At 69.1% G+C, this 25,741-nt stretch carries 24 protein-coding genes; 13 read left to right on the top strand and 11 right to left on the bottom strand.

Going from position 1 to position 25,741, the window contains the following annotated elements:
* Nucleotides 1-30 precede the first annotated feature (30 nt).
* From MOQ72_RS22950 to MOQ72_RS22920, 7 genes are all read left to right on the top strand, one after another.
* Nucleotides 31-600: a nicotinamidase gene (locus MOQ72_RS22950; RefSeq protein WP_242187322.1), complete on the top strand. Its 570-nt coding sequence runs from the start codon at nt 31-33 to the stop codon at nt 598-600.
* A 185-nt stretch (nt 601-785) separates the two neighbouring features.
* Nucleotides 786-2,966, top strand: a complete 2,181-nt coding sequence (locus tag MOQ72_RS22945; RefSeq protein ID WP_372495515.1) for an ATP-dependent DNA helicase — start codon at nt 786-788, stop codon at nt 2,964-2,966.
* A 260-nt stretch (nt 2,967-3,226) separates the two neighbouring features.
* Nucleotides 3,227-3,814 (top strand): biotin transporter BioY, encoded by a 588-nt coding sequence (locus MOQ72_RS22940; protein WP_242187319.1) that lies wholly within the window; start codon nt 3,227-3,229, stop codon nt 3,812-3,814.
* Nucleotides 3,815-3,816: 2 nt separating this feature from the next.
* On the top strand, nt 3,817-5,160 hold the full coding sequence (locus MOQ72_RS22935) for a class I adenylate-forming enzyme family protein (RefSeq protein WP_242187316.1): 1,344 nt from the start codon (nt 3,817-3,819) through the stop codon (nt 5,158-5,160).
* On the top strand, nt 5,157-6,278 hold the full coding sequence (locus tag MOQ72_RS22930) for a thiolase family protein (RefSeq protein ID WP_242187313.1): 1,122 nt from the start codon (nt 5,157-5,159) through the stop codon (nt 6,276-6,278). The genes MOQ72_RS22935 and MOQ72_RS22930 overlap by 4 nt, the downstream gene beginning before the upstream one ends.
* A complete protein-coding gene (locus tag MOQ72_RS22925; protein WP_242187312.1) occupies nt 6,275-6,949 on the top strand; it encodes an energy-coupling factor ABC transporter ATP-binding protein in 675 nt (224 codons plus the stop codon). Before MOQ72_RS22930 ends, MOQ72_RS22925 begins: the two co-directional genes overlap by 4 nt.
* On the top strand, nt 6,946-7,551 hold the full coding sequence (locus MOQ72_RS22920) for an energy-coupling factor transporter transmembrane component T family protein (protein ID WP_242187310.1): 606 nt from the start codon (nt 6,946-6,948) through the stop codon (nt 7,549-7,551). Before MOQ72_RS22925 ends, MOQ72_RS22920 begins: the two co-directional genes overlap by 4 nt.
* A gap of 262 nt (nt 7,552-7,813) precedes the next feature.
* On the opposite strand, the gene MOQ72_RS22915 is transcribed toward MOQ72_RS22920, so the two are convergent.
* The 3 genes from MOQ72_RS22915 to ctaD form a co-directional block, all read right to left on the bottom strand.
* Nucleotides 7,814-8,677: an aminoacyl-tRNA hydrolase gene (locus tag MOQ72_RS22915; RefSeq protein ID WP_242187308.1), complete on the bottom strand. Its 864-nt coding sequence runs from the start codon at nt 8,675-8,677 to the stop codon at nt 7,814-7,816.
* 50 nt (nt 8,678-8,727) lie between these two features.
* Entirely contained in the window at nt 8,728-9,948 is a 1,221-nt protein-coding gene (gene serB / locus MOQ72_RS22910) for a phosphoserine phosphatase SerB (protein ID WP_242187305.1), read from the bottom strand.
* Between the two features lie 129 nt (nt 9,949-10,077).
* Entirely contained in the window at nt 10,078-11,826 is a 1,749-nt protein-coding gene (gene ctaD / locus MOQ72_RS22905; RefSeq protein ID WP_242187303.1) for an aa3-type cytochrome oxidase subunit I, read from the bottom strand.
* A gap of 375 nt (nt 11,827-12,201) precedes the next feature.
* Between ctaD and MOQ72_RS22900 the strand changes: the two genes are divergently transcribed.
* Together MOQ72_RS22900 and MOQ72_RS22895 are read left to right on the top strand one after the other, a co-directional pair.
* Complete coding sequence (locus tag MOQ72_RS22900; RefSeq protein WP_242187301.1) at nt 12,202-12,819, top strand: DUF305 domain-containing protein; 618 nt, start codon at nt 12,202-12,204, stop codon at nt 12,817-12,819.
* Between the two features lie 154 nt (nt 12,820-12,973).
* Nucleotides 12,974-13,846 carry an SDR family oxidoreductase gene (locus tag MOQ72_RS22895; RefSeq protein WP_242187298.1) on the top strand — a complete coding sequence of 291 codons (873 nt, stop codon included), beginning with the start codon at nt 12,974-12,976 and terminating at the stop codon, nt 13,844-13,846.
* 21 nt (nt 13,847-13,867) lie between these two features.
* Here the strand turns inward: MOQ72_RS22895 and MOQ72_RS22890 are convergent, their stop codons facing one another.
* From MOQ72_RS22890 to MOQ72_RS22860, 7 genes are all read right to left on the bottom strand, one after another.
* Nucleotides 13,868-14,617 carry a VanZ family protein gene (locus tag MOQ72_RS22890; RefSeq protein WP_242187290.1) on the bottom strand — a complete coding sequence of 250 codons (750 nt, stop codon included), beginning with the start codon at nt 14,615-14,617 and terminating at the stop codon, nt 13,868-13,870.
* A gap of 842 nt (nt 14,618-15,459) precedes the next feature.
* Nucleotides 15,460-16,206, bottom strand: coding sequence for a succinate dehydrogenase/fumarate reductase iron-sulfur subunit (locus tag MOQ72_RS22885; RefSeq protein ID WP_242187288.1), 747 nt, complete (start codon nt 16,204-16,206; stop codon nt 15,460-15,462).
* Nucleotides 16,206-18,104, bottom strand: coding sequence for a fumarate reductase/succinate dehydrogenase flavoprotein subunit (locus MOQ72_RS22880; protein WP_242187286.1), 1,899 nt, complete (start codon nt 18,102-18,104; stop codon nt 16,206-16,208). Before MOQ72_RS22880 ends, MOQ72_RS22885 begins: the two co-directional genes overlap by 1 nt.
* Before the next feature lie 10 nt (nt 18,105-18,114).
* A complete protein-coding gene (gene sdhC / locus MOQ72_RS22875) occupies nt 18,115-18,915 on the bottom strand; it encodes a succinate dehydrogenase subunit SdhC (RefSeq protein WP_242187277.1) in 801 nt (266 codons plus the stop codon).
* 190 nt (nt 18,916-19,105) lie between these two features.
* Nucleotides 19,106-19,393 (bottom strand): Rv0250c family protein, encoded by a 288-nt coding sequence (locus tag MOQ72_RS22870; protein ID WP_242187275.1) that lies wholly within the window; start codon nt 19,391-19,393, stop codon nt 19,106-19,108.
* 160 nt (nt 19,394-19,553) lie between these two features.
* A complete protein-coding gene (locus MOQ72_RS22865; protein WP_242187273.1) occupies nt 19,554-19,709 on the bottom strand; it encodes a hypothetical protein in 156 nt (51 codons plus the stop codon).
* Nucleotides 19,706-21,520, bottom strand: a complete 1,815-nt coding sequence (locus MOQ72_RS22860; protein WP_242187264.1) for a hypothetical protein — start codon at nt 21,518-21,520, stop codon at nt 19,706-19,708. The genes MOQ72_RS22865 and MOQ72_RS22860 overlap by 4 nt, the downstream gene beginning before the upstream one ends.
* Nucleotides 21,521-21,621: 101 nt before the next feature.
* Here MOQ72_RS22860 and MOQ72_RS22855 point away from each other — a divergent pair, with 101 nt between their 5' ends.
* A complete protein-coding gene (locus tag MOQ72_RS22855) occupies nt 21,622-21,987 on the top strand; it encodes a cupredoxin domain-containing protein (RefSeq protein ID WP_242187262.1) in 366 nt (121 codons plus the stop codon).
* A complete protein-coding gene (locus MOQ72_RS22850; protein ID WP_242187259.1) occupies nt 21,984-23,252 on the top strand; it encodes a hypothetical protein in 1,269 nt (422 codons plus the stop codon). Before MOQ72_RS22855 ends, MOQ72_RS22850 begins: the two co-directional genes overlap by 4 nt.
* Before the next feature lie 219 nt (nt 23,253-23,471).
* On the opposite strand, the gene MOQ72_RS22845 is transcribed toward MOQ72_RS22850, so the two are convergent.
* Nucleotides 23,472-24,158, bottom strand: coding sequence for a FadR/GntR family transcriptional regulator (locus tag MOQ72_RS22845; RefSeq protein ID WP_242187257.1), 687 nt, complete (start codon nt 24,156-24,158; stop codon nt 23,472-23,474).
* 35 nt (nt 24,159-24,193) lie between these two features.
* On the opposite strand from MOQ72_RS22845, the gene MOQ72_RS22840 reads away from it, so the two are divergent.
* Nucleotides 24,194-24,544, top strand: a complete 351-nt coding sequence (locus MOQ72_RS22840) for a hypothetical protein (protein WP_242187255.1) — start codon at nt 24,194-24,196, stop codon at nt 24,542-24,544.
* Nucleotides 24,541-25,737, top strand: coding sequence for an enolase C-terminal domain-like protein (locus MOQ72_RS22835; protein ID WP_242187253.1), 1,197 nt, complete (start codon nt 24,541-24,543; stop codon nt 25,735-25,737). The genes MOQ72_RS22840 and MOQ72_RS22835 overlap by 4 nt, the downstream gene beginning before the upstream one ends.
* The last annotated feature ends 4 nt before the right edge of the window (nt 25,738-25,741 follow it).

Raw genomic sequence — 25,741 nt, 5'->3', positions numbered from 1 at the left:
GGCGGTGGCGACGGCAGCGAGGGAGTCGTGATGGCTAAGGCGTTGATCATCGTGGACGTGCAGAACGACTTCTGCGAGGGCGGCTCGCTGGCGGTGGCCGGTGGTGCTGGTGTGGCGACGGCGATTTCGCGGTACCTCGCCGGGTTCGACCACGACCACGTGGTGGCCACCCGCGACTACCACATCGATCCGGGTGCCCACTTCAGCGACCAGCCGGACTTCGTGCGTTCCTGGCCGCGGCACTGCGTGGCGGGCACGCCGGGTGCGTCGTTCCACCCGGAGCTGGACGTCGGCCCGATCGAGGCGGTGTTCTCGAAAGGTCAACACAGCGACGGCTACTCGGGCTTCGAGGGCATCGACTTCCGGGACCGGCCGTTGCGCGACTGGCTCGCCGACCACGGCGTCCGCCGCGTGGACGTCGTCGGCATCGCCACCGACCACTGCGTGCGCGCCACGGCGCTCGACGCCGCCCGCGCGGGCCTGGACACCACGGTGCTCCTGGAGCTCACTGCGGGGGTGTCCCGCGAAACGGTCGACACGGCCCTGGCGGAACTGGACGCCGCGGGCGTGGACCTCATCGGCGAACCCGTCGTCCGGTAATCCCAGCGGACCGCACGAACACCGGAACCTCGAGTTAACTCGAATCCGTCGAACGCCGATATCCGCAGGCCACAGTGCGCACCGCCGCAACACCAACGTTTTGGACCCTGCGACCCCGCAATTCCGCATCGCGAAATGGCGGTGCTCCCGTTGGTGGACAGGGGTGCGCGGTAGCGTCTTGTGACGTGCCCACCTCTGTTCCGCGATGGTCCGACCCGGTTGCGTTCGAGCCCGACGAGCACGACGAGCTGCCACCGGAGATCGCCGCCGACCTCGCTCGCGGCGACAAGGACGAGCGGGCCGCGCCGGAAGTTCCGTTGGCCGCCAAGGCGAAGCAGGACATCCCGGACCTGCCGACCCTGCTGAAGATCGCGATCGAGGCGGTCGGCGGCATACCTCGGGAAGGCCAGGCCACGATGGCCGAGGCCGTCGAACACTCCATCGGCTCCGGTGAGCACCTCGCCGTGCAGGCCGGAACCGGCACCGGCAAGTCGCTGGCCTACCTGGTCCCGGCGATCCGGCACGCCGTCGCCGAGGGCAGCACCGTGGTCGTCTCCACCGCGACCATCGCGCTGCAACGCCAACTCGTCGACCGCGACCTGCCCCGGCTTTCCAAGGCACTCGCCGAACCGCTCGGCCGACGACCGACCTTCGCGATCCTAAAGGGGCGCCGCAACTACCTGTGCTTGAACCGGGTGCACGGCAACGCACCCGAGGAACCCGACGAAGGCGCCCTGTTCGACGCGTTCGCGGCGTCCGCGCTGGAACGCCAGGTCCGGCGGATCCAGGAATGGGCCACCGAAACCGAAACCGGTGACCGCGACGAGCTCGTGCCCGGCGTGACCGACCACGCCTGGCGGCAGCTGTCGGTGACCGCCAAGGAATGCCTCGGCGTGCACCGCTGCCCGGTCGGCGTCGACTGCTTCGCCGAACGGGCCAGGGCCGAGGCGGGACGCGCCGACATCGTCGTGACGAACCACGCGCTGCTGGCCATCGACGCGCTCGACGACCGGCCGGTGCTGCCCGACCACGACGTCGTCCTCGTCGACGAGGCGCACGACCTGGTGGATCGGGTCACTTCGGCCGCCACCGGAGAGCTGACGTCGGGCGGGGTGAAGCTAGCGGCCCGGCGCTGCGGGCGGGCCATCGACGAGGAGATCGCCGACCGGCTCGACGAGGCCGCCGAAGGCCTGGATCTGGTGCTGCAAGCGGCGAATCCGGGTCGGTTGGACGAACTTCCGCAGGACCTCGGCGGTGCGCTTGCGGCCACCCGCGACGCGGCGGCGGCCTGCATCACCGCGCTCGGCCCGGAACGCAAGGAAGACGTCGAGGGCAGCACGGCGCGCAAGCTGGCGCACGCGCTCACCGAAGAGGTCCACGACACCGCGGTCCGGCTGCTGGATGCCTTCGACGACGACAAGCACCGCGACGTCGTGTGGATATCGGCGGAACCGAACCGCGCGCCGAGTATCCGGGTGGCACCGCTGGGGGTGGGCGGGCTGCTGCGGGAGCGGCTGTTCGGGCAGCGCACCACGGTTCTCACCTCCGCGACGCTCGCGTTGGGCGGGTCGTTCGACACGCTGGCCCGGCAGTGGGGCCTGCCGCCGCAGCAGCAGGTCCAGCCGGTCGCCGGGATGGCCACCGAGAAGGAACCGCCGTCGGACACCAGCGGTCCGAAGTGGACCGGGATGGACGTGGGCTCGCCGTTCGAGCACCAACGCAGCGGCATCCTCTACATCGCCCGGCACTTGCCGCCGCCGGGCCGCGACGGGCTGCCGCCGCAGTACCTGGACGAGCTGACCGAACTGGTGCAGGCCGCCGGGGGGCGCACGCTCGGCCTGTTCTCCTCGATGCGAGCCGCCAAGCAGGCGTCGGAAGAACTGCGGGATCGCCTCGACACCCCGGTGCTGTGCCAGGGCGAGGACGCCACCGCGCTGCTGGTCCGCAGGTTCGCCGAGCACCCCGCGACGTCGCTGTTCGGCACCCTGTCGCTGTGGCAGGGCGTGGACGTCCCGGGCGATTCGCTGCAACTGGTGGTGATGGACCGGATCCCGTTCCCGCGTCCGGACGATCCGCTCGCCTCGGCCCGCCAGAAGGCGGTGTCCGAGCACGGCGGCAACGGGTTCATCACGGTGGCGGGCACGCATGCCGCGCTGCTGCTGGCGCAGGGTGCGGGGCGACTGCTGCGCTCCCCTGCCGATCGCGGCGTGATCGCGGTGCTGGACCCGCGGCTGTCCACGGCCCGGTACGGCAGCTTCCTGCGCGCCTCGCTGCCACCGTTCTGGACCACCCACGACCCGGAGGTCGTGCGCGGAGCCCTGCGACGCCTGGACGCGGCGACGAAAGCCGACTCCAGCACGTCCTGACCTCTTGCGCGGCACACCTCGGCCCGGGGTGTAGGAGATCGACAACGGGACGCCGGGCTTTCTGTTTCGGCGGGGTTGGCGGGTAGGTTGGGCTCGCCGCGCTGATCGGGCCGCGCCGTGGCTGCCCGATCCGACGAGAACCGCTGGTAGGGCGGGTTCCGACCGCATCGCAGGTGGTTTTGCGGTGGCGTGGTCCCGGTGTCCGGTTCGGCAATGTCGCCGACCGGCCGATGTTGTCGATCAACCGCTAGGGAGACGCCGTGTCCGCACCACGCCAAGCCGCGCCCGCCGCGAACCTGGCCAGGACTGTGGTCTTCGCCGCATTCATCGCCGTCCTCGGCATCTTCCCGGGCTTCTACCTCGGCGGAGCCGCAGTGCCGATCGTGCTGCAGAACATGGGCCCGCTGCTGGCCGGGAGCATGCTCGGCGCCCGGCGCGGCGGCGCGGCGGTGCTGCTGTTCCTGGCGCTGGTCGCGATCGGGCTGCCGCTGCTCTCGGGTGGCCGCGGCGGTATCGCGCCGTTCATCGGGCCCAGCGGTGGATTCGTGGCGGGCTGGCTGGTGTCAGCGGTCGTCGTCGGCCTGATCGTGCAGCGCCGCCTGCCGAAACCGGGTCTGTTCGTGCTGCTGGCGGCCAACATCGCGGGTGTCGCGGTGGACTACCTGATCGGCATCCCGTACTGGGGCCTGGTGGTCGGCGACCTGCGCACCGCCGCGGTGCAGTCCCTGGTGTTCCTGCCCGGCGACGCCGTGAAGCTCGTCGCCGTCTCCCTCGTCGCCGTCGCGGTGCACCGCGCCGTCCCGGCGGCCCTGACCGGCTCGGCGCGCCGCGCCACCGCCGAGGGCTGAGCGTGCTGCCGATCCTCGGCCGCTCCCCCGCTTCGCGGGTCGCGTACGCCGGAACCACGCTGGACGCTCCGGAGTTGCTCGCGCGGGTACACCGCGCTGCGCAACTCATGCCGCCGGGCTCCCGAGTCGCCCTCGACGGCGGGGACGCGCTGACGCGCTTGATCTACTTCCTGGGCGCCGACCTGGCAGGCTGCGCAACCCTGCTCATCGAACCGACCTGGACCGCCCACGACCGAGCCGCGGTCCTCGACGACGCCCGCCCCGACCTGATCATCACTCCGGACGAACAGGACTTTCAGCCAGTACAGCCGATCAGCCCGACTTGGGACGACCGCACGCCGTTCTACCTCCCCACCACTTCGGGTAGCAGCGGTTCGCCGAAGGTGCTGATCCGTTCTCGGGGGTCGTGGTTGCGCAGCTTCGCCGCGCTCGGCCTTGCGCTGGAGCCGCAGGATCGGGTGCTCATCCCCGGTCCGCTGAGCTCGTCGCTGTTCCTCTTCGGTGTGCTGCACGCACTGCACGGGGGCGCCGACGTGCAGCTGCTCGAAAAGTGGTCTGCGACCGACGCCGCCGAGGCGTCCCGCCGGGCCACCGCGGTCCACCTCGTTCCCGCCATGCTCGCCGCGCTTCTGTCCATTTTGGAGCGTGATCCGGTGTTGCGCGCCGAATGTCGCTTGCGGACCGTGGTTTGCGGCGGGGCCCGCGTCGACGATTCGATCGAGGAGCGGCTGGCCAAGGTGCTTCCGGGATGCGAGCTCGTCGAGTACTACGGTTCCGCCGAGCACTCGTTGATCGCGATTCGACGGGGTGGCCCGCTGCGGCCGGTCGTCGAGGTGGACGTGCGCGATCCGGTCGACGGCGTCGGTGAGCTGTGGGTCCGCTCCGCGCTGGTTTTCGACGGCTACCTCGACAGCGGGATGATCGTGCCGCCACGCTCGCGGGATGGCTGGTCGACGGTCGGCGACCGCGCGGTACGGCGTCCCGACGGTTCGCTGGAGGTTCTTGGTCGCGCCAGTTCGACGATCAACAGCGGCGCCCGGATCGTCAGCGCGGAAGCGGTCGAATCGGTGCTGCGCGGCGCCGAAGGCGTGCTCGACGTGCTGGTTTCCGCCACGCCGCATCCCAGGTTCGGCGAACTCGTCACGGCGGTCGTTGAAGTCGACCCGGCCGCCCCACCGTCGCTGCGCATGCTGCGGGCCAGGGCACGAGAAGCGCTGGAACCGGCGCAACGACCCCGCCGCTGGCTGGCCGTGCGGGAGCTGCCGAGAACCGCATCCGGCAAGCCCGCCCGTGCGCTCGTCGCGCAGCAACTGCGCACCGGAACTCTCGCCGCGGAGCCGCTGTGAACCGGACTCCCGTGGTGATCGCGGCGCGGCGCACGCCGATCGGCGAGGCCGGTGGCCTGCTGCGCCACTTGACCGTCGACCGCCTCGCCGCGCCAGTGCTGCGCGCTGTCCTCGACGATGCCGGAGTGGACGCGGTGGATGACGTGCTGCTCGGCAATGTGCTCGGCCCCGGCGGAAATCCGGCTCGGGTGGCGGCGTTGCGCGCGGGATTGGGCGAGACGACACCGGGCATGTCCATCGATCGGCAGTGCGCGAGCGGGCTCAGCGCGATCATCACAGCTGCCGCGATGGTCCGGGCCGGAGTCGGCGACTGGTTCCTGGCCGGTGGCGTGGAAAGCCCGTCGACCGCGCCGTGGCGGGCGTGGCGACCGCGTTCGGCGAGCGAGCCGCCCCAGTTCTACAGCCGAGCCCCGTTCGCACCTGCCGAGATCGGCGATCCGGAGATGGGCCCGGCGGCGGATCTGGTGGCGGTCGAAGCCGGGATTTCCCGACAACGCCAGGATGTTTTCGCCGCGCGCAGCCACGCACGTGCCATCGCCGCGCAGGACGCACGGCGCTTCGATGCCGAGCTGGTGCCGATCGGTGGCGCCACTGTGGACGAACGGCCGCGCCGGGGCTTCACCGCCGAACGGCTCGCCCGGTTCCGCCCCGCGTTCACCCCGGACGGCACCGCGACTGCGGCGAACTCGTGCGGGATCAGCGACGGGGCTGCTGCGGTGCTGATCACCACCGAAGAGCAGCGCCGCCGACTCGGCGTACCGGGCCTGCGACTGCTGAGCTCGCGTACCTCTGGCGTCGATCCGAACCGGCTCGGGCTGGGCGCGGTGCCCGCCATGCGGGAACTCCGCGAGCAGCACAGCCCGGAGATCGTCGAGTTCAACGAGGCTTTCGCCGGACAGGCGCTGGCCTGCCTGGACGCGGCGGGCATCGACGAGCAGCTGGTCAGCCCGGACGGCGGGGCGATCGCGCTCGGCCACCCGTGGGGCGCTTCGGGCGCGGTCCTGGTGGTTCGGTTGTTCAGCCGGATGGTGCGGGCGGCCGAGCCGCGCATCGGTTTGGCCGCGCTGTCCTCCGGCGGCGGGCTCGGGGTGGCCACGATGTGGGAGCGAGTGGATTGATCGAGTTCGAGGAAGTCCGACACCGCTACGACGAACGCACCGTGCTGGACGGGGTGAGCCTGCGGCTCGCCGAACAGCGCGTCGCGTTCATCGGTGCCAACGGGTCGGGCAAGTCCACGCTGGCCCGGATGATCAACGGGTTGGTGCACCCCAGCAGCGGGCGGGTGCTGGTCGACGGGGTGGACCCGGTGCGCAACGGCCGCGCGGTGCGGCGGCGCGTCGGCTTCATCTTCACCCACCCGGACAGCCAGATCGTGATGCCCACGGCCGGTGAGGACGTCGCGTTCTCGCTGCGCAGGCAGGGTCTCACCAAGGTCGAGCGGCAGCGCCGAGCGGCGCAGGTGCTGGCCCAGCACGGGCTGGCGGGCTACGCCGACCACCCGGCGCACCAGCTCTCCGGCGGGCAGAAGCAGTTGCTGGCGCTGTGCTCGATGCTGGTGCTGGAGCCGGACGTGCTGGTCTGCGACGAGCCGACGACGCTGCTCGATCTGCGCAACAAGCGGCATTTCGTCGAGGTGTTGCGCGGACTACCGCAGCAGGTCGTGCTGGTCACCCACGACCTGGACCTGCTGGACGGCTTCGACCGGGTCGTGGTGCTGGATGCGGGCGAGGTGGTCGCCGACGACGAACCGGCCGCCGCCATCCCGTACTACCGGAAGCTGATCGAATGACCCCGCTCGGCCTGTACGAATCCGGCACCAGCGCGCTGCACCGACTCGGCGCGGGCTGGAAGTTCCTGGGGCTGCTGGTATTCGCGGTGCTGATCTTCGTGCTGCACTCGCCACTGGCGCTGGTGGGCTGCGTGCTCGGTGTCGTCGTCGCGTACCTCGTGGCCCGAATCCCGCCGCGCCGCTGCTGGCGGGCGGCCCGACTGCTGATTCCGTTGCTGCTGCTGGTGTTCCTGCTGCAGTGGTGGATGCTCGGGTTCGACCGCGCGGCGGTGGTGTGCCTACGACTGCTGGCGGCGCTCGGCGCGGCGAACCTGTTCACCCTGACCACTCGGGTCGACGACCTGGTCAGCGCCGTGGAACACGGCCTGCGGCCCACCCGGCGCCTCGGCGTCCGACCCGAACGGATCGGGCTGCTGGTGGGCCTGACGCTGCAAGCGGTCGCGGCGCTGTCGACGATCGCGACGCAGGTGCGCGACGCGCAGCGGGCCCGCAACGCCGAACGTTCCATCGCGGCGTTCGCCGTGCCGTTCCTGGTCCGCACGCTGCGCCACTCCGACGAACTCGGCGAAGCCCTCGCCGCCCGAGGTGTCGGCGACGACTGAAAGCAGTCGTGAGCGGCAATGGTCGTCATAGCGGCTACAACCACTCACGAGCGCAGCTGTCGTTCGGGTGCGCACTGCAGAACCGGGACTTTGGACCCTGTTGTCCCCGCACGAGCCGTGGTGTCATTGGAAGTTACCGGGGAAACCCGGCGACCGGCCCGAGAATGCAGTGGCCATGACGACCGATCAGGCCGCCAATAGACCTAGCGATCGAAAGATTGCAAAACATTCTCGGGCTTGGCCTATGTCTGGGCCTGGTTCGCTACCTTCCGTCATCCGGAAGTTGCCGTCGCACAAGGCACTTTGGACCAACTAAGTGCCACTGGGCGAGAACCGTCACGGTTCCTGGGTCCACTTCGGTGAAGCCAGCATCGCGCACCACCGCCACGCGACGCTGGCGCCAGGCCGTCTCCGCATCGTCGCGCGGGTGCAGGCGTGCCCAGGTGTCCTCGTCGGCCTGCCGCACCGAGCAGCGGAAACCGCCATCCGACCAGCGGTCCAGCTCGGCGTCCAGCCCCTCGCCGTGCAGCAACGACGCCAGGAACATCGTCGCGTGCCCGACCTGCGCCGCGGATTTTCCCGCGCTCATCGGCACGTCGGGGTTCAGCCACAGCGTCGGCACATCCGGCGCGGGCGGCCCCGGCTCGTCGGCTTCCAACTCGCTGCCCGAGATCTGCAACCGGCTCAGCTCCTTGGGCATGTCCGCCACCCGCATCGGCAGGAACGCCCGCACCTCGGCATTGCCCACTCGAACCGTGCGGCCGGGCAGCGACTGCACCGCCTCCCAGTGCACACCGCGTGCCCGGCGCGCCACCTTGCGGATTCGTCCGGAGATCCAGAAGTGCATCGCGTCGTGCCACTCCCCGCCCGGCTTGCAACGCTCGTCGAGGCACACCGCGATCGCCGCCGCGGCGGCAGCCTCCAGCAGCGCTGTGCGGTCCGCTGGTTCGCGCCGCTCGATCCGCAGCACCATCGGCATCAGGACCACGTTCTCCGGATCCTCGTCCGAGGTGTCCGCGGTGGCCTCTTCCGGCAACGCCAACCACGAGGCGTACCGGGCGATCAGCGGATCCAGCACGCCATGCGGCCGGGTCGGCTGGGCAGCAGCTACGTCTTCACCGAACACATGTCGATTATCCGATTCCGAGCCACCGATATTCCGAACGGCGCCCGACATCACACGTCCAACGGCACCCTGCGCAGCACGCCGTCCTCGGCATCCGCGGCCTCGATCTCGGCGCGGGTGACGCCGAGCACGAACAGCACGGTGTCCAGGAACGGGTACGACAACGCGGTGTCCGCAACCTCCCGCAAGGCCGGTTTGGCGTTGAACGCCACCCCGAGCCCGGCCGCCGAGAGCATGTCGATGTCGTTCGCGCCGTCGCCGACGGCCACGCACTGCGCCGCCGGAACTCCGAACGACTCGGCGAACCGCCGCAGCGCCTTGGCCTTGCCCGGCCGGTCCACGATCTCCCCGATCACCCGGCCGGTCAGCTTGCCGTCCACGATCTCCAGCTCGTTCGCGGCGCTGAAGTCCAGCCCCAGCTCGTCGACCAACTGGTCGATGATCTGGGTGAAGCCGCCGGAGACGACGCCGGTGTGGAAGCCCAGCCGACGCAGCGTGCGGATGGTGGTCCGGGCGCCGGGCGTGAGTTCCAGCTCCGCGGCGACCTCGTCGAGCACCGTGGCGGGCAGGCCCGCCAGCACCGCGACCCGCTGCCGCAGCGATTCGGCGAAGTCCAGCTCGCCGCGCATGGCCGCTTCGGTGACCTCGCGGACCTCCTGAGCACAACCGGCGCGCTCGGCGAGCATCTCGATGACCTCGCCCTGGATCAGCGTGGAGTCCACGTCGAAGACCACCAGCCGCTTGGCGCGGCGGGACAGCCCGGTGCGCTCGACGGCCACGTCCACCCCGGTGCGGGCCGCGATGTCAGCCATCGCCGAGGTCAGCGCGTCATCCGAATCCTCACCCGTGTCGGGCGCGCTGACCTGCAGTTCCAGCCCGGTCACCGGGTAGTCGGCGACCCGCCGGATGGAGTCGATGTTGACGTTGATCTCGGCCAGGCCGCGGGCCACCGCGCTGAAGTTCCGCGCGGTCACCGGCTGCCCGAGCACCACGACGACGTGCGTCGAAGGGTTGCCGTCGCCGTCCTCGGCGCCGATCGCCACGTCGACGGTCATGCCGACGGTGGCCATCGCCTGCTCGACCGCCTCCTGCAACTGCTCCGGGTCGTGCTCGGTGGCCACCAGCACGCCGAGCACCAGCCGACCTCGGATCACCACCTGCTCCACGTCGACGATGTCCACACCGTGCCTGGTCAGCGCGGCGAAAAGCACGGAGGTCACCCCCGGCTTGTCCTTCCCGGTCACGGTGATCAGCACGGTGTTCGCGTTCACGGCAGCGGTTCTTCCTCTCTGCGGCGCAGCGGACAAACGTCGGGCCCCGGCGGGGCACAGCCCGCCGGGGCCCATCGTCGAGCTAACCCCACCTTGGCACAGTTCTGCCGTGCGCGGTTAGCACTAAGGTCACTTCTCGGCGTCCTCCGACGCGCTGACCGTTGGCTTGTCCGAGTGCTTGTGGGCGAGGGATTTGCCGGTGAGGGTCAGGTGGCCCTCCAGGCGCATCCGCTCCGCGATGTGCGGGTAGTGCAGCTCGAACGCCGGGCGCTCGGAACGGATCCGAGGCAACTCGGTGAAGTTGTGCCGCGGCGGCGGGCAGGAGGTGGCCCACTCCAGGGAGTTGCCGTAGCCCCACGGGTCGTCGACCTCGACGACCTCGCCGTAGCGGTAGCTCTTGAAGATGTTGTAGAGGAACGGCAGCATCGAGGCGCCCAAGATGAACGCGCCGATCGTGGAGATCGTGTTCAGCGTGGTGAATCCGTCGGATTCCAGGTAGTCGGCGTAGCGGCGCATCATGCCCTCGTTGCCCAGCCAGTGCTGCACCAGGAACGTGGTGTGGAAACCGATGAAGGTCAACCAGAAGTGCAGCTTGCCCAGCCGCTCGTCCATCATCCGGCCGGTCATCTTCGGGAACCAGAAGTAGATCCCGGCGAAGGTGGCGAACACGATCGTGCCGTAGAGCACGTAGTGGAAGTGCGCCACCACGAAGTAGGTGTCCGACACGTGGAAGTCGACCGGCGGCATGGCCAGCAGGACACCGGTCAGCCCGCCGAAGAGGAAGGTGACCAGGAAGCCGACGCTGAAGAGCATCGGCGACTCGAAGGTCAGCTGTCCCTTCCACATGGTGCCGATCCAGTTGAAGAACTTCACGCCGGTCGGGACCGCGATCAGGAACGTGGTGAACGCGAAGAACGGCAGCAGCACCGCGCCGGTGGCGTACATGTGGTGCGCCCACACCACCACCGACAGGGCCGCGATGCCCAGCGTGGCCAGCACCAGGCCGGAGTAGCCGAACAGCGGCTTGCGGGAGAACACCGGGAAGATCTCCGAGACGATGCCGAAGAACGGCAGCGCGACGATGTAGACCTCGGGGTGGCCGAAGAACCAGAACAGGTGCTGCCAGAGGATCACGCCGCCGTTGGCCGGGTCGAACACGTGGGCACCGAGGTGGCGGTCGGCCATCAGGCCAAGCAGCGCGGCCGTCAGGATCGGGAACGCCAGCAGGATCAACAGGCTGGTGACCATGATGTTCCAGGTGAAGATCGGCATCCGCCACATCGTCATCCCCGGCGCCCGCAGGCAGATCACCGTGGTCAGCATGTTGACCGCACCGAGGATCGTGCCCAGACCGCTGACGACCAGACCGGCGATCCACATGTCCGCGCCGTGGCCCGGCGAGTGCAGGGCGTCGGACAGCGGCGTGTAGGCGAACCAGCCGAAGTCGGCGGCACCGCCCGGCAGCAGGAAGCCGCTGACGACCATCAGCCCGCCGAACAGGTACAGCCAGTAGCTAAGGGCGTTCAACCGCGGGAACGCCACGTCCGGGGAACCGATCTGCAGCGGCAGGATGTAGTTGGCGAAGCCGAACAGGATCGGCGTCGCGTACAGCAGCAGCATGATCGTGCCGTGCATGGTGAACAGCTGGTTGTACTGCTCCTGTGACAAGAACTGCAGCCCCGGCGCGGCGAGTTCGCCCCGGATCAGCATCGCCATCAGGCCGCCGACCAGGAAGAAAGCCATCGACGTGACCAGGTAGAGGATGCCGATCTGCTTCGGGTCCGTGGTGCGGAACATCCGCGCCAGGAACGAACCCTTGACCGTTTTGCGCACCGGATAGGGGCGCGTGGCGATCGGCTGTGGCGCGACGGCCGTCACGGTGCCTCCTGCACTGATCCCTTTAAGCCTCGTTCGGACCCGGCTGGGGCCCGCCCCGGCCCGGTTGAGCCGGTTGGCAACATGCGACGTCCTGCGGTGCAGGCCGGTCGCGATCCTGCCGACTGCGGATACTAGTCCTGGTCTTTGACCGGAACTCCGCCGGGCCGTAGCCACCCTATTCATCGCGCGGTGGCCCGTCACCGGCAGTGAGATCAATGCGACAGGCAGCGCAGCGCAGGTGGGCTGCGGCGACTGCGCCCGCACGGGCCCGTTAGCCTACGGGGCAAGAGGTCCGGCAGCCCACCTGCGATCAGCCGCTACCGATCAACGGGGCCGCCCTGGGACGACGTCCACCAGACCCTGGAGGGGAAGCACGTGCGGAGGAGCACGATCATCGGCGCCGTGCTGGTCGGCGGTCTCGCGCTCGCGGGCTGCACGCCGAGCGAGGAACCCAGCGACCAGCCCCCGGCCCCCGGCACGCCACCGCCCGCGACCGCGCAGCAGCACACCGGGCACTCGGCGGGTTCGACCGGCGAGCACACCGAGACGGATCGCGAGTTCGCCCAGCAACTGCTCGCCAACCGGCAGCAGGTGCTGGAACTGGCCGGGCTGGCCGCGAGCAACGCGCAGAGCGCCGAGGTGAAGGCGCTCGCCACCGAACTCCAGCAGGCGGCGCAGCCGCAGGTAGACCGGCTCAACGCGTTCCTGAGCTCGGCCGCCGGTCAGCAGTCCGGCAGCGCTCCGGAGGACGAGGCCGACGACACCGACGACGCTGGCCTGCAGACGCCGCAGCAGTTGCAGGAGTTGCAGCAGCTCTCCGGCGCCGAGTTCGACGAGCAGTGGCAGCAGGCCATGCTCTCGTTGCAGCAGAGCGCCGGACAGCTGGCCCGCATCCAGCAGGAGGAGGGCTCGGCGCAGGAGATGCGCACGCTGGCCGAGGAGTTCGTGGCCGAGGACCAGGCGACGCTGGACAAGCTCAACGCGCTCGCCTGACCGACCGACGACGAAGGGCACCGTTCACGGTCAACGGTGCCCTTCGCGTTGTTCTGGGTCGGATCTTCCGCGCTGATCACTTGGGGATAGAACCTACCGCGAGTAAGCTACTGTTCGGTAGATAACTCGCTGGCTTGATCTCCTGGGAGCGCACATGCCGAACGTGTCCGGCAAGGTCGTCCTGATCACCGGTGCCGCGCGGGGGATCGGCGCGCAGACCGCGCGGGAGCTGGCCCGGCGCGGGGCGCGGCTCGCCCTGGTCGGCCTGGAGCCCGACGAGCTCGAAGCGGTAGCCGCGGAACTGGGCGATGGTCACTTCTGGGCCGAGGCCGACGTGACCGATGCCGATTCGATCGACGCCGCGGTCTCCCGCGCCGCCGAGCAGTTGGGCGGCATCGATGCGGTCATCGCCAACGCGGGGATCGCACCGATCGGCACGATCCGCACCAGCGATCCACGTGCGTTCGCCAAAACCATCGACGTCAACCTCACCGGTGTCTTCCACACCATCCGCGCCGCGCTGCCGCACCTGATCGCCCGGCGCGGCTACCTGCTGGTGGTCTCGTCCCTGTCGGCGTTCACCCCGATCGGCGGGATGGCCGCCTACACCGCGAGCAAGGCGGGTGCGGAGGCCCTGGCCAGCGCTGCGCGCTCGGAGGTCGCGCACCTCGGCGTGGCGGTGGGCAGCGCGCACCCGTCGTGGATCGACACCGACATGGTGCGCGACGTCGCGCACGACCTGAGCAGCTTCGACGCGATGCGCAAGCGGTTGCCGTGGCCGATGCGCGCCACCACCAGCGTCGAGGAGTGCGCCAAGGCTTTCGCCGACGGCGTCGAGCGCCGCGGCCGCCGGATCTACGTGCCGCGCTCGATCATGCTGATGCACTGGCTGCGCAATGTGCCTTCGTCGCGGTTGGTCGAATGGCTCATGCAGCCGACCCTGCGCCGACTCATCCCGAAGGTGGAACAGGACGTCGCCAACCTCGGCCGCTCCCTGAGCGAACGCAACCAGAAGCTCCAGGGCTGACCCGGCCGTTGCGCGGGAGTTTCAGCGCAACCGCTGCTCGCTGAGCACCGGCCGCCGCGCCGGACGGACCCGGCGCCGGATCGGCGTAGCGCGGTAGCGCTGCCGTTCCCGTTCGATCTTGTCGATCAGCAGCCACACTGTCTGGTCGTTGTAGCCAGTGGCGCTGTGCTGCGGACGCCCCACTGGGGCGGCGGCGAGCCAGCGCGGCATGCGCACGACCAGTCCGCCGACGGTCGCGCCGATCGTGTTGCACACGACGTCGTCAGTGGACGCGACGCGGCCGGTGATGGCCAGGAACTGGATCAGTTCTATCGAGGCGGCCACCGCCAAGCCGCCGAGCGCGATCTTGCCGATGTTGTCGAACCACAGCACCCGTTGTGGAACCAGCACGCCGAGCGGCAGCAGCAGGACCAGGTTCCCGGCCAACTGCACCCAGGGCAGCGAATCGCCGGGGTTCGCGGCCAGCGCCATCGACACGTCCTTGCCGAGATCCGGCCGGAAGCGTTCGGCCGCTGGCGGCTGCGGGGTGAAGACCAGATATCCGATGCACAGCGCGGCATACACCAAAGCCCCGTCGATCAGCGGTTCGCGCGGCGCGAATCGCGTCGCGGAATATTTGCGCACCGCCGCCGAGCCAACTCCCGCCATTACCGCAATCGGGAACAGGATCGTCACCGCTGGTACGAATCCGTCGAATGCCACGAGAATCTGCTGCACGTCCGCCGCACTTCCTCTGGCCGCCAGCGCCAGAACCACGCGGATACCGGACAATTCACACTCCACTGTGCACTGTCCGGTAACCTGGACCCGTTGGGAATGTTCATTTCCAGCGGTCGGCGTTGACCGATATCTGCAAGGACTTCAGGGGCTGGTGGCGGGGGGGGGGGGGGGGGGGGGGGGGGGCCCCCCCCCCCCCGCGGGGGCCCCCCCCCCCCCCCTCCCCCCGGGGGGGGGGGGGGGGGGGGGGGGGGGCGGCGGGGGGGGGCGGCCCCCCCCCCCCCCCGCCGGTGATCCTGCCGCGACATCGCGGCAGGCCGGGGGTGTTCCGGTGGCGCGGCAAGCCATCTGATGCGGCGACGTCGTCGTTGTCGGGGTCCGACGCCCGCCTGCCGCATGGCCTGCCTCCACCACTCCCCCCGCATTGCTACCGTAAAGATCCGAAATCATCTTGGCCGCGATCGAACATAACGGCAGCCCCAGAAGCCTCCAGCACCCTGGCAAAAACCCGCCAGCCCATTCCGGGACGTCCACTGGGGACAATTAAGACGATGGAAAGATGCCACGATCTGCACTTTTGTCGAGCGGGTCGGCGTTACGCGGCACAATCGTCGATAATTCACACAATTCCCAATGCGACCGACATGCCGACCATTGTGAATTCCGCGTAACCCGCGATGAACACGGCAAGGAAAACCCAGCAACGGTCAGTGCCCGCGAGGAAGCTTGACGCGAAGCGCCCAAGGCCGGTCCCGGACACCCTCACCTGGCCGGGCAAGCGCGGAACCCAACCACACTTCGTCGCACCACACGGTGACGAGAATGAGGTGAGGGGCACCCTTTACCAACTTACTTGGTAAAGGGTGCCCCTCACTCCTCACCTGAACGTGGTCGGCTCAGTCCTTGTTGCGGCGGAAGAGGCGGAGGATCGGGTCGTAGCGGCGGTCCGCCACCCGTTCCTTCAGCGGGATCAGGGCGTTGTCGGTGATGTGGATGTTCTCCGGGCAGACGTCCGTGCAGCACTTGGTGATGTTGCACAGGCCCAGGCCGTGATCGCCGCGGGCCTCGTCCGGGCGGTTGTCCGCCTCGTCCAGCGGGTGCATCTCCAGTTCCGCCACCCGCATCAGGAAACGCGGGCCGGAGAACGACTTCTTGTTGTCCTCGTGGTCGCGGATCACGTGGCAGGTGTTCTGGCACAGGAAGCATTCGATGCACTTGCGGAATTCTTGCGACCGCTGCACGTCCACCTGCTGCATCCGGTACTCACCGGGCTCCAGATCCTCCGGCGGCGCGAACGCCGGGACCTCGCGGGCCTTGGTGTAGTTGTAGGACACGTCGCAGACCAGGTCCTTGATCAGCGGGAACGTCCGCATCGGCGTGACCGTGATGGTCTCGGCCTCCTCGAAGGTGGACATCCGGGTCATGCACATCAGCCGGGGTCGGCCGTTGATCTCCGCTGAGCACGAGCCGCACTTGCCCGCCTTGCAGTTCCACCGCACCGCCATGTCCGGGCACTGGGTGGCCTGCAACCGGTGGATGATGTCGAGCACCACCTCACCCTCGTTGACCTCGATGGTGTAGTCGCGGAGCTCACCGGTGTCGGCCGAACCGCGCCACACCCGGAAGTGCGCCTGGTATCCCATCAGAGTCCCTTCACCTGGACGTCTGCCAGCTCTTCCTCGGTGTAGTACTTGCCCAACTCCTCCGGCCGGAACAGGGCCAGCAGGTCGTCGCGCATCGGCACCTGGGATTCCTCGGTGACGTCGATCCCGTCGGCGTCCAGGCCGCACACCAGCAGCTTGCGGCGCCACTTCGAGTCCATCGTGGGGTGGTCGTCGCGGGTGTGGCCGCCGCGGCTTTCGGTGCGCTGCAACGCCGCGCGCGCCACGCATTCGCTGACCAGCAGCATGTTCCGCAGATCCAGGGCCAGGTGCCAGCCCGGATTGAACTGCCGGTTGCCCTCCACCGCCAAGTGCTCGGCCCGCGCCCGCAGATCCGCCAGCCTGTCCAACGCCTTCTGCATCTCCTCGCCCTTGCGGATGATCCCGACGAGGTCGTTCATCATCTGCTGCAACTCGGCGTGCAGCGCGTACGGGTTCTCCGCGCCCGAGGAAGCAGCAGCGGAGAACGGATCTTCCGCGCGATGCGCGGCAGCGTCCACATCGGACTCGCTGATCTTCGGGCGATCGGCGAGACCGGCCAGGTACTCGGCCGCGCCGGTGCCCGCGCGGCGGCCGAAGACCAACAGGTCGGACAGCGAGTTCCCGCCCAGCCGGTTGGATCCGTGCATCCCACCGGCCACCTCGCCAGCCGCGAACAGGCCGGGCACCCGCGACGCCGCGGTGTCCGGGTCGACCTCCACCCCGCCCATCACGTAGTGGCAGGTCGGCCCGACCTCCATGGACTCCGCGGTGATGTCCACATCGGCCAGTTCCTTGAACTGGTGGTACATCGAGGGCAGCCGCTGGGTGATCTTCTCCGCGGGCAACCGGGTCGCCACGTCCAGGAACACGCCGCCGTGCTCCGAACCCCGACCCTCCTTGACCTCGTTGTTGATCGCGCGGGCCACCTCGTCGCGGGGCAGCAGTTCCGGCGGACGGCGGTTGTTGTCCGGGTCCTCGTACCAGCGGTCGGCCTCGGCCTCGTTGTCCGCGTAGTTGTCCTTGAAGACCTCGGGGATGTAGTTGAACATGAACCGGCGGCCCTCGGAGTTGCGCAGCACGCCACCGTCGCCGCGCACCGACTCGGTGACCAGGATGCCCTTCACGCTCGGCGGCCACACCATGCCGGTCGGGTGGAACTGCACGAACTCCATGTTGATCAGCGACGCCCCGGCGCGCAGCGCCAGCGCGTGCCCGTCGCCGGTGTACTCCCAGGAGTTCGAGGTCACCTTGAACGACTTGCCGATCCCGCCGGTGGCCAGGATGACCACCGGGGCCTGGAACAGCACGTACCGCCCGGACTCCCGCCAGTACGCGAACGCACCGGAAATCCGGTCGTCTTCCTTGAGCAGTTCGGTGACCGTGCACTCCTGGTAGACCTTGATCCGGGCCTCGTAGTCGCCGTGCTCGGCGTGGTCCTCCTGCTGCAGCGAAACGACCTTCTGCTGCAGCGTGCGGATCAGTTCCAGCCCGGTGCGGTCGCCGACGTGCGCCAGCCGCGGGTATTCGTGGCCGCCGAAGTTGCGCTGGCTGATCCGCCCGTCCGGAGTGCGGTCGAACAGCGCGCCGTAGGTCTCCAACTCCCAGACCCGTTGCGGCGCTTCCTTCGCGTGCAGCTCCGCCATCCGCCAGTTGTTCAGGAACTTCCCGCCGCGCATCGTGTCGCGGAAGTGCACCTGCCAGTCGTCGCGCGAGTTGACGTTGCCCATCGCGGCGGCGATGCCGCCCTCGGCCATCACCGTGTGCGCCTTGCCGAACAACGACTTGCACACCACCGCGGTGCGCAGACCCTGGGAACGCGTTTCGATCGCCGCGCGCAGGCCAGCGCCACCAGCGCCGATCACGACGACGTCGTACTCATGCCGCTCGATCTCCACCATCGGCGTCCTTCTAGTTGAAAAGTCTCGGATCCGGGAACGCGCCGCTGGCCACCAACATCACGTAGAGGTCCACCAACGCCACCGACACCAGCGACGACCACGCCAGCAGCATGTGCTTGCCGTTGAGCCAAGTCACCTTGTTCCAGAACCAGTACCGCACGGGGTGCTTGGAGAAGTGGTTGATCCGACCGCCCACCAGGTGTCGGCAGGAGTGGCAGGACAGCGTGTAGGACCACAGCAGCACGACGTTGACCACCATCAGCAGGGTGCCCAGTCCGATGCCGAAACCGCCGTCGGCGCCCTGGAACGCGATCGCCGTGTCGTAGGTGAGCACCGCCGCCACGATCAGCGCCGCGTAGAAGAAGTAGCGGTGCACGTTTTGCATGATCAGCGGGAACCGGGTCTCACCGGTGTAGCGGCGGTGCGGCTCGGACACCGCGCAGGCCGGTGGCGACGCCCAGAACGACCGGTAGTATGCCTTCCGGTAGTAGTAGCAGGTCAGCCGGAAGCCGAGGACGAACGGCAGCACGAAGATCGGCGGCGGCACGAACGGCCCCAGGTCCGGGGCCGGTTGACCCCAGTGGCTGGAGCCCGGCACGCACGCCGTGCTCAGGCACGGCGAGTAGAACGGCGCCAGGTAGTGGTACTCGGGCACCCAGTACCACTGGTTCATGAACGTGCGGATCAGGCCGTAGATCACGAAGGCCGCCAGGCCCAGGAAGGTGACCAGCGGGGGCAGCCACCACCGGTCGGTTCGCAGCGTGCGCACGGAGATCCGTGCCCGGCCAGCGGCGGTAGGGGGTGCGGACATTCTCGGACCTCGTTGTCGTGGGTTGTCCGGCGGTGCTCACCTGAGATCGCTCATTGTGGATTAACGGGTCGCGGAACAGGTAGTCCACCAAATGGCCCAACCAGTTCCGCTACTCCCCGTATCCAGTCATGATGCCAGGGTGCCTTGCCCACGTTCGAACCGGTCCGCTGAAGGACGGGTTAGGTGCCTCCTACTGCTTGGCCTGGCCGCCCAGCCCCTCGTCGTCGGCGTCGCGCCACAGCGACGGGTCGTACGGCGTGTCCGGCACGATCACCACGTTCTCGGTGAACTCGGCGCTGCGTCGCTGCGCAGGCAGAACGTCGGAGAGTTCGGCGATGTCGATGTCGAGCCGCTGCACGTCGTTGTGGATCCGGAGCACGGCCGGGGTGTCGCCATAGCGGGCTCGCAGCGCGCTGACGCTGCTGCGCAGCTGCGCCAGGACTCGCCGGAATTCGGCCAGTTCAGTCGTCGAGGCCATGTGGCGAACACCTTCTTCCACCTAGTCGTCGTGCTCCCGCCACGACTCTGCCCGGAATGACGAAATGTGACAAGTGCCACACAGTAGATCTTGGGCGGATTCGCCCGCCGGTGGGCATGCGATGCGGTGCGACCAGACGAACCGGACGACGGGTTCGGCCTCACGAGTCCTGATCTTCGTCGGGCGGGTTGCGGCGGCGGTCCCGGTAGACGAGCACGGCCACCACCGCCACCACCGCGAAGGTCGGGACGAAGAACGGGATCGCCGTGATGATCGGGTGGCTGGCCAGGACCAGCTCCGTCGCCGCGCCGGTCATGCGGTCGCCGGGTCCTCGGCGAGCCCGACTACCACCGGGTGCTGGGATCGGTCCGGGCCCGAGATCGCTCGCGAGAGGCGCTGCGCGCCCCAGCCCAGCGCGAGCACCAGCGCCACCGAGCAAGCCAGGACCACCAGCGAGGCGCTGATCCACAGCCACGGCGGAACATCCCGTTTGGTCTCCCGCTGCAACACCTGCCACTCCGGTTGTCCGTCGCGGGTGAACTGCGGGTCGGCGGCGATTTCCGGCAGGCCGAGCGCCGCGTCGGCGGGCATGAACACCGGGATCGCCAACATCGCGCGGCCGTCGTGCAACCGCAGCATCGTCTTCCACGTGCCATCCAGCGGCATCGGCCGGGTGGTGCGGTATCGGCCGTCGCCGAGCGGTTGCAGGCGGTCGACGTGCAGGCCGCCGCCCTGCCAGCCGGTCACCGCCAGCCATGCCGGGTCCTGGGCGAAGGTGGGCGGATCCAACCGCACCTCCGCTTGACCGGTCTGCCGGTCCAACGCCACCGTCGCGGCCACTCCGGCCGGGGCCGTGCCGATCAGCCCGTTGGTGATGCCCAGCGCGATCGCCAGCAGGGCGCCGCCGAAGGCAACTCGTCGAACCGCTGGCCGTGGCAGCTCGCCGCGCAGCGCGCCGACGAGCAACGCGCCGAGCAAACCGCCGCTGACTCCGCCGACGATCGCCATGCCCGCGCCCTCCACCACCATGTCCGACGTCCACGGCAGCACGAAGGCCACCTGCGTCCACAGGTATTCGCTGGCGAACCCGATCGTGCCGATGAGCAGACCGGACACCGCGCCCAGCGCCAGCGGGCGGCGCAGCAAGGCGACCGCCGCGATCTCCACGCACAGCGCCTCGACGACGTAGAGCGGAATGGCGGCCCACAACTGCCCGATCACCGGCCCGACCGCCACCGAGACCCCGCCGCGGAGCAGCACGTAGAAACCGACCGCGAACAGCGCGCCGCCGCGCCCGACCCACAGCCGCGCGACCACCAGTGCGCAGCCAGCGGCGACGGCGATCAGCAGCGGTTGGTGCACCAACCGGAACTGCGGGACGCCGAAGTCGAACTCGGCCTGGAAGACCGACAACCCGGCGAGCAGCCCACCAGCGATCATGCCGCGGCGCAGGTAGCTGGACAGCATCGTTTCGGTCTGCTCGGTGCGCACGAAGCGCCCCTCCCGTTCCAGCAGCGCGATCGCGACGAGCGAGAGCCCGGCGCCGCCGATGAGCATCAGGTGCGTCGGGCCCCACAGCGTCACGTCCTGGCCGAAGATGCGGTGCCAGATGTCGTCGAGCGGAAAGCCCAGCAGCGCGTAGAAACTTGCTGCGGCTAGCAGGATTCCGCCCGTCGGCGCGTACCAGCCGCGGGTGATCCGCACCGCTGCGCGGCCGGGGCGTTCGCCCATCGGCAGCACGATCGCCAGCATGCCCGCAGCGAACAGGCCGAACAGCCCGAACAGGATCGGGTAGTGCGCGATGTTGGCCAGCGGACCCGCATCGCGGCCGTGCGTGATGTGCAGGGAGATGTCCCAGTACATGCCGAGCAGTGCGAGCGCCAGCGAGCCCAAGGCGAGCTGCATCGGCAGCGCTGCCCAGCCGGGCAGGCCGCGCAGCGACCAGGAGCGCTCGGCGAGCGCGGCGAGCCGGGCCAGCACCCTGGTGCGGCCGGTGCGGTGGCCGTGGCCGAGCAGGAGCAGGAGCGCGGTGAGCAGCGTCGCGCTTCCGGCGGCGATCAGGATCTGGTCGAGGGCGGCCCCACCGGCCGGGCGGGTGTCCGGCAGCTGCTGCATGAGCGAGGTCATGACCTGCATGGAACACCACTAACTGGACATTGTCACCATTGAATGTGACATTGATCGATGTAAACGTTGACCACATCACCCGAGTGGCCCACGGAGGACCGATGAGAAGCGCACCTGCCATCGGATGCGCCGCGCTGTTCACGGCCGCGGTGCTGTCCGGTTGCACGGCACCGCCGCAAGCACCGGCACCGCCATCGGCGCCGACTGTCGCCACGGCCGACGTGGAAGTCATCGGCGGACAAGTGCGCCGTTCGGCAGAACGCTTCGAAATCCCGCTCGGCCGCGTGGTTCGCCTGACCGTGCGCAGTGACCGGGCCGACGAACTGCATGTGCACGGTTACGACAAATCCGCGCGGTTGAGCCCCGGCGTGCCCGCTGTCGTCGAATTCCGCGCGGACATCCCCGGAGTGTTCGAGGTTGAGCTGCACGACAGCGGACTGGCCCTGCCCAGTCTGGAAGTGCGGTGAACTTCCTCGCGCACGGCCTCGGCGGTCGGAGCGACCTGCCGCTGAACGGCGTTGCGGCGATCACCGGCGGCGGAATCGCGGTCGCGATGTCGTTCGTCGCACTCGCGCAGGTCTGGTCCCGGCCGTGGCTGAACCCGGACGCCGGACGGCCGCTATCGTTCCTCCGCTTCGTCGACTCACCCGGACTTCGTTGGGCCGCAAGGATTTTGACGCTCGCACTCGCTGCGGTCGTGGTGGCGGTGGCGCTGTTCGGACCGCCGGAGGCGGAGGCGAATCTCGCGCCTTGGGTGCTGTACGTGACGTTCTGGGTCGGATTGGTGCCGCTCAGCGTGCTGTTCGGGCCGGTGTGGCGGATCGTCAACCCGCTGCGGACGTTGCATTCGCTGCTATCAGTCGTGAGTGGTAATGGCTGCCAGAACGACCATTACCACTCACGACTGGGGCACTGGCCCGCAGCAGGATGGCTCGCCGGTTTCGCGTGGCTGGAACTCGTGCTGCCAGCGCGATCCGATCCGCACGTGGTTGGTGGTGTGGTTCTGGGCTACGCGGCGGTGAACCTGGTCGCGGCGCGGCTCTTCGGCGCGGGCTGGTTCGCCCGCGGCGACGGCTTCGAGGTGTACGCGACGCTGATCGCACGGCTGTGCCCGATCGCCCGTCGCAGCGACGGGATGTTGATCCTGCGCAATCCGCTGGCCGGACTCGTTCGCCCCGACGACGAACCGGGATTGGCTGCCGTCGCGTGCGTGCTCATCGGCGCGACCGGATTCGACGGCCTCACCCGCACGACCTTCTGGTCCTCCAGCGGCGTTCTCGGCGACACGCTCGGACTGCTGGGATCGATCGCTGCCGTGTCGGTCCTCTACGCGGTCGCGATGCGGCTGGTTTCTCGGGAGCGCGGCTTGCCGAGGCGGTTCGCCCCGACGCTGCTGCCGATCGCGCTCGGCTACGCGGTCGCGCACTACTTCTCGTTCTTCCTGCTGGAAGGCCAAATCCCGATCATCCTGGCCAGCGACCCGTTCGGCACCGGGCTGGACCTGTTCGGCACCCGGAACCACACCATCGACTACCTGCTGGTGTCGCCGGAACTGGTGGCGATGGTGCAGATCAACGCGATCGTGCTCGGCCACATAGCAAGCACGGCCGCAGCCCACGACCAAGCCCTGCGCCTGCTCCCACCGAAGCAAGCCCGCTGGGGCCAACTCCCGGTGGTGCTCGCCATGATCCTGCTCACCTGCACCGCCCTGCTCCTCCTGCTGTCCGGCTGACCGCACACTCCCGGCGCCGAGCGGAACGCCGCCACGACCGTCGGGGGGGGGGGGGGGGGGGGGGGGGGGGGGGGGGGGGGCCCCCCCCCCCCCCCCCCCCCCCGGGGGGGGGGGGGCCGGGGGGGGGGCCCCGCCCCCCCCCCCCCCACGACCCTGACAGCACTCCTCGACTGATGCTCCATTGTGGATTTTCAAGCCGAATCCGCCGACCGCGTCGGGTCACTCGGCGGCGGGTGGGATCGTGCGGAGCAGGTCCTGTTCGGAGGTCGTGACGTGGATCGTGGCCCAGGACAGGGCGAGGGCCGCATCACCGCTTTCCAGGGCCTGGTAGATCGCCTCGTGCTGACTCATGATCCGCTCTCGGGCGTCGGCGATGTTGAGCGCGTTCCAGGTCCGGGCGCGCAGGGCTCGCGCCGCGAGGCCGTTGACCACCGACATCAGGGTCCGGTTGCCGGTCGCCGCCATGATGCAGGCGTGGAATTCGGCGTCGTGCACGACGAGTTCTTCGATCGTCTCCGACCGGCGCATCGCGTCGAGGCGCTCGCGCAGTTCCGCCAACCGGTCCGGGGTGATCCGCTCCGCGGCCAGCGCCGTCGCCTGGGGCTCCAGCAGGCGACGGAGCTCGAAGATCTCCGGCAGCGTGTCGTCCTGCATCAGCTCGACGGCGTGCGCGATGCCTTCCAGCAGCCGGTGCGGTTCCAGGCTCGTGACGTACGTACCGTCGCCGCGCCGGACGTCCAGCACCTGCGCGTGCACCAGTGCAGTCACCGCCTCGCGCATCGAACTGCGGGACAGGCCGAGCTGCGAGGCCAGGTCGGGCTCGCGCGGCAGGCGAGAACCGGGGCGCAGCGCACCGCTGGCGATGAGCTGGCGGATCTTCTCGATCGCGTCATTGCTGCGCCCCATCCGGCTCCCTCCACGTCAGTCGACCCAGCGTAGTCGTGACCGCGAAAGCGGCCGCCAACCCGCTTTGCCACTCACGAAGCCGGGCACGGGCGAATACGTCAGATGTTCTGGAGCGTCATCGTCGATCGACCGCCCGGCAGGCTGCCATGAAAATTCTTGTCCTCAATGGTCATTACTCCGTTGGCGTCGATGCGCGTTCAGATGACGCGCAGGTGTATTGCATGAAACATCAGATGTGTCCTAGAGTCGCCAACGTCCTCACCACCGCCATCTACGCCGAAATCCCCCAGCCGATCACCGTTTTCGATACGGCAGTGCGCGCGGCACCGGCGTGCAATGCCTCGGGTCCCCATCCGTCGACCGCGAGCAGGGAGGACGGCCGATGAAGATCGCGTCCGTGCGCTGCGTCGAATACACCGGCACGCTGGACCACCCCGAGGAATTCTGGGAAGAGCGGCTCATCCGCCCCGTCGACATCTATCCGCGGTTCCGCTCGGAAGGCCCGCCGCACCTGCCCCGCAGCGGCGAGCGCAGCTACCGGGTCGAGTCGCTGTTCGTGCACGTCGAGGCCGACAGCGGAGTCGTCGGCACCGCCGGACCGATCACGCGGGAACAGGCGCAGCACATCCTGACCAGCATGGCGCCGCTGCTGCTCGGCCAGGATCCGCTGGCCACCGAACAGCGCTGGGACCAACTGCACCGGTACTGCGTGCACGGCCGCAAGGGCACCGAGATGATGGCGATCAGCGCGCTGGACTGCGCGCTGTGGGACCTCAAAGGACGGCACTTCGACGTCCCGGTGCACGTGCTGCTCGGCGGACCGGTCCGCGACGAAATCCCGGCATATGCCTCGGCTCTCGGCTATTCGCTGGATCCCGACCGGGTTCGCGAGCGCGCCGCGCAACTGGTCGGCGAGGGGTACACCGCGATGAAGTGGTTCCCCCGGCACGGCCCGGCCGATGGCCGCGGCGGCATGGCCAAGAACGAAGAACTCGTCCGCACGCTGCGCGAAACCGTCGGTCCGGACGTGGACATCATGGTGGACGCCTGGATGTCCTGGGACGTGCCGTACACGCTGCGGATGGCGCAGCGACTGGTCGACTACGCCCCGCACTGGATCGAAGAACCCGTCCAGCCGGACCGGATCGACTCCTACGCGCAGATCACCGCACAGATCGACAACCGCATCATGATCACCGGAGGCGAGCACGAGTACACCCGCTGGGGCCAGCACCAGCTGATGCGGTCCCGCGCGCTGCACCTCACCCAGCCGGACACCTACTGGGCGGGCGGGATCTCCGAACTGCTCAAGATCGCGGCACTGGCCAGCACCTACGACGTCAAGCTCATCCCGCACGGTCATTCGGTTCCGGCGAACGCGAACCTGAGCTTCGCGCTGCCGGTGGCTTTGACGCCGATGTTGGAGTACCTGGTGAAGTGGAACGCGCTGCACCAGTTCTTCCTGGCACACCCGGTGCATCCGGTCGGCGGCGTGGTGACCCCGCCGACGCGACCGGGCCTTGGTATGGACCTGGACGAGGACAAGATCGAGGGCCGTCGGGAATTGCACCCCGCCTGAGAAC

Source organism: Saccharopolyspora soli, from assembly GCF_022678645.1.
In the GTDB taxonomy this organism is placed as follows: domain Bacteria; phylum Actinomycetota; class Actinomycetes; order Mycobacteriales; family Pseudonocardiaceae; genus Saccharopolyspora; species Saccharopolyspora soli.
Note: the sequence above shows the minus strand (reverse complement) of the source record. Positions and strands in the feature narration are given on the sequence as shown.

Coding starts and splice junctions, on each gene's coding strand:
- MOQ72_RS22865 (WP_242187273.1), bottom strand. CDS start 19,709: ATGACCGGCGCGGCGACGGAGCTGGTCCTGGCCAGCCACCCGATCATC.
- MOQ72_RS22885 (WP_242187288.1), bottom strand. CDS start 16,206: ATGGGATACCAGGCGCACTTCCGGGTGTGGCGCGGTTCGGCCGACACC.
- MOQ72_RS22950 (WP_242187322.1), top strand. CDS start 31: ATGGCTAAGGCGTTGATCATCGTGGACGTGCAGAACGACTTCTGCGAG.
- MOQ72_RS22895 (WP_242187298.1), top strand. CDS start 12,974: ATGCCGAACGTGTCCGGCAAGGTCGTCCTGATCACCGGTGCCGCGCGG.
- MOQ72_RS22870 (WP_242187275.1), bottom strand. CDS start 19,393: ATGGCCTCGACGACTGAACTGGCCGAATTCCGGCGAGTCCTGGCGCAG.
- MOQ72_RS22860 (WP_242187264.1), bottom strand. CDS start 21,520: ATGACCTCGCTCATGCAGCAGCTGCCGGACACCCGCCCGGCCGGTGGG.
- MOQ72_RS22920 (WP_242187310.1), top strand. CDS start 6,946: ATGACCCCGCTCGGCCTGTACGAATCCGGCACCAGCGCGCTGCACCGA.
- sdhC (WP_242187277.1), bottom strand. CDS start 18,915: ATGTCCGCACCCCCTACCGCCGCTGGCCGGGCACGGATCTCCGTGCGC.
- MOQ72_RS22835 (WP_242187253.1), top strand. CDS start 24,541: ATGAAGATCGCGTCCGTGCGCTGCGTCGAATACACCGGCACGCTGGAC.
- MOQ72_RS22855 (WP_242187262.1), top strand. CDS start 21,622: ATGAGAAGCGCACCTGCCATCGGATGCGCCGCGCTGTTCACGGCCGCG.
- MOQ72_RS22880 (WP_242187286.1), bottom strand. CDS start 18,104: ATGGTGGAGATCGAGCGGCATGAGTACGACGTCGTCGTGATCGGCGCT.
- MOQ72_RS22845 (WP_242187257.1), bottom strand. CDS start 24,158: ATGGGGCGCAGCAATGACGCGATCGAGAAGATCCGCCAGCTCATCGCC.